3 protein-coding genes are annotated in these 2422 nt (G+C 61.9%); 1 reads left to right on the forward strand and 2 read right to left on the reverse strand.

Annotation, left to right across the window (positions count from 1 at the left end; all coding sequences use genetic code 11):
- Positions 1–111 precede the first annotated feature (111 nt).
- A complete protein-coding gene (locus tag RI841_RS15980; RefSeq protein ID WP_310706621.1) occupies positions 112–507 on the forward strand; it encodes a hypothetical protein in 396 nt (131 codons plus the stop codon).
- 388 nt (positions 508–895) lie between these two features.
- Here the strand turns inward: RI841_RS15980 and RI841_RS15985 are convergent, their stop codons facing one another.
- Positions 896–1105 (reverse strand): DUF6447 family protein, encoded by a 210-nt coding sequence (locus tag RI841_RS15985; RefSeq protein ID WP_310706622.1) that lies wholly within the window; start codon positions 1103–1105, stop codon positions 896–898.
- Positions 1106–1200: 95 nt separating this feature from the next.
- Positions 1201–2397 carry a Calx-beta domain-containing protein gene (locus RI841_RS15990; RefSeq protein WP_310706623.1) on the reverse strand — a complete coding sequence of 399 codons (1197 nt, stop codon included), beginning with the start codon at positions 2395–2397 and terminating at the stop codon, positions 1201–1203.
- Positions 2398–2422: the final 25 nt, after the last annotated feature.

Genomic DNA, 2422 nt, shown 5'->3' on the forward strand with positions numbered 1-2422 from the left:
GCCGAAATCATCGATGGCCACCCTCACCCCCAGCACGCGCAGTTGACGCAGCTGCTCCACCGCCTCCTCCACGCCGGAGAGCAGCACGCCCTCTGTCACCTCCAGCTCCAGATGCCCGGCATACAGGCCGCTATCGAGCTGCCCTGGGCGCAGGACCTGGAAAGCACTAGCCCCTTCGACTATGTCACCCTGGAGCAGACCGACTCTGGCGCCCGGGTACACCATGAAGGCGGCAGCGTGTTGCTGCGTAATGTGCATGTCGACGACCTCAGCGAAGACAACTTCCAGCTAAACGACGGCGGGTTCGGTACCGATACCCTCATCGACTTCACCCTGGGTGAGGACATGATCGAGCTGGATGCCCCTTACCACTTCGACTTCGATGATATCCACGTGGTCTCCCGCGATGGTGGCGAGAACGTGACACTCGAAACCGACTATGGCGACATTCAGGTGCAGGGTGTCAGCGCTGTCACGCCTCTCGAGGATTACGTGGCCATCGTGTAGCCAAGTTTTACTGGTGCTGTAGAACGTACAATACGGCCCTGCTTTAGCAGGGCCTGGATGGTAAACAATGATAGCAGCGCTGCTATATCGAGGTGACAGGTATTATTGAGTTCAAGCCCTCCCCTTTCAGGTTCGAGCGTTCGCTCTTGAGGTGATAAAGCCTCTAGATCGCAAGCGACCGGGCATCACCGCTTGTCAGTGATCAGGCATTGCACCCCAGCACTGGCAGCACAGAGGCTGATCGCTGACAAGCGGTGATCAGTAGACGTATATGTCTATAGAGTCCTTCCCGGATTGCAACCATGAGGCGATCAGGGCGCAGATAATCGACACGCACTATACCCAGCCGCCCGGGGCTTGCCCCGGGCGGCGTTCAACATGACATGCATCAGTGCTCGGCCTTGGGCAATTCTTCGCCCAGCGCACGGGCATACGCCTTACGTGCCGTCTGGTAGATGGCCAGCTGCTGCTGCAGACGGGCGATCTCCTGATCGGTCACGCGCAGGTTCAGAACCTGGTTGCGAGCGCTCTCGGAAAGCTCCGCAAGGTTGTACTCGGTACCGTCGATGGTCACGGTCCGGGGCTGTTGTTCTGCCACGTGATAGGCTCCTTCTGCATAGGTGTGAGTAGACAATAGTACCGCTTCCAGCGATGGAACTCGACAGGAACGCCCGTGCAGAGCGAGCCCGACCTTCAGGCAATCCAGCCGTCGTCGTCGAGAAGGGTGCGCACCGCAGTGAGCTGTGTTATCCCCTCGCCAAAGCTGCCCCCCACCGGATTGAAGACGTCGAGATAAAGGGTCTCGTCGGGCTCGGGGATAGCGTCGCCGATCACTTCAACGGCGATGGCCGCCTGCGTCTCGCCGGGGTAGAGAATCAGGGTGTCGGCCACCGGCAGGTAGTCCGACCCGGCGCTGGCCGTGCCGTCCCGCGTGGCGTAATCGACGCTCAGCCACTGCGCCGGGTCGTCGCGCTGGCCATGGAACTCCAACAGGAAGTAGACGCGCTGGGTACCGTCATCTCCCTCGCGGATGGTCGTTATCACCTCGTCCGCTCGCGTGGGGGCATCAGGATCGGCAGCACGCAGGCTCTGGTCGATCCACTGCTGGTAGTGGCTCACGCGCTGGAAGGCAGCGATCTCGCCGAAGCTGCTGTCGGGTTCGTCGTTCACGTCGGGAGATTGACCATTGCGGCTGAGGCTGGCCGCATAGGTCGCCACGCCCGCCACCTGGTCGCCGATGAAGGCGGGGCCGCCACTGTCACCGGGGGCGATCAGCCCTTCGCGCTCGCCGAGCCCGGTGTCGTGAAGCCCCATCAGCATGCCCAGCGCATCATTCGCACTACTGCCGCTGTCGAAATCGATGATCAGTTGCGAACCGCGTAGCGGATCCCAGGCGATACTACTCCCCAAGGCGTCTTTTACAGCCTCACCGGTGGTATCGAAACGGTTTTCGGCTAAGCGTTTAGCGGGCTCCAGGCTATCACTGTCCCCATACCCCGTCAGGCCGTCGCCCGATAAGCCATAGCCCACCAGTGAGAGCGCCTGGCCAAGTTCATCGTCGCCGCGGTAGAGCGTGCTGCGCTCCGCACTCACCGGGGCCGGCGCGTCCAGCCATACCAGCGCCAGGTCGCTGTTGGCCTGAGCCGCCTGGTAGTCGGGATGCAGGGCATAGGAAGCCGCCGGCACGCTGAAGCGACCGTTCGGCGTATCCAGCCTGACCGACACGGAAGCGTCGCGATCGAGGAGATGCGCCGAGGTAAGCACCGCTCGTCCGCCAAACAGCAAGACACCGGAACCATAGACGCTCCCGGCCACCACCTGGACCACCCCATCATAGCCCTCGCCGGGCAATATGCGGTGGCGGTCCGGATCGCGTGTCACGGTCACCATGAATATTCTCCCCGTGGTTCAATCG

The organism is Halomonas sp. (assembly GCF_031581305.1).
GTDB lineage: Bacteria > Pseudomonadota > Gammaproteobacteria > Pseudomonadales > Halomonadaceae > Halomonas.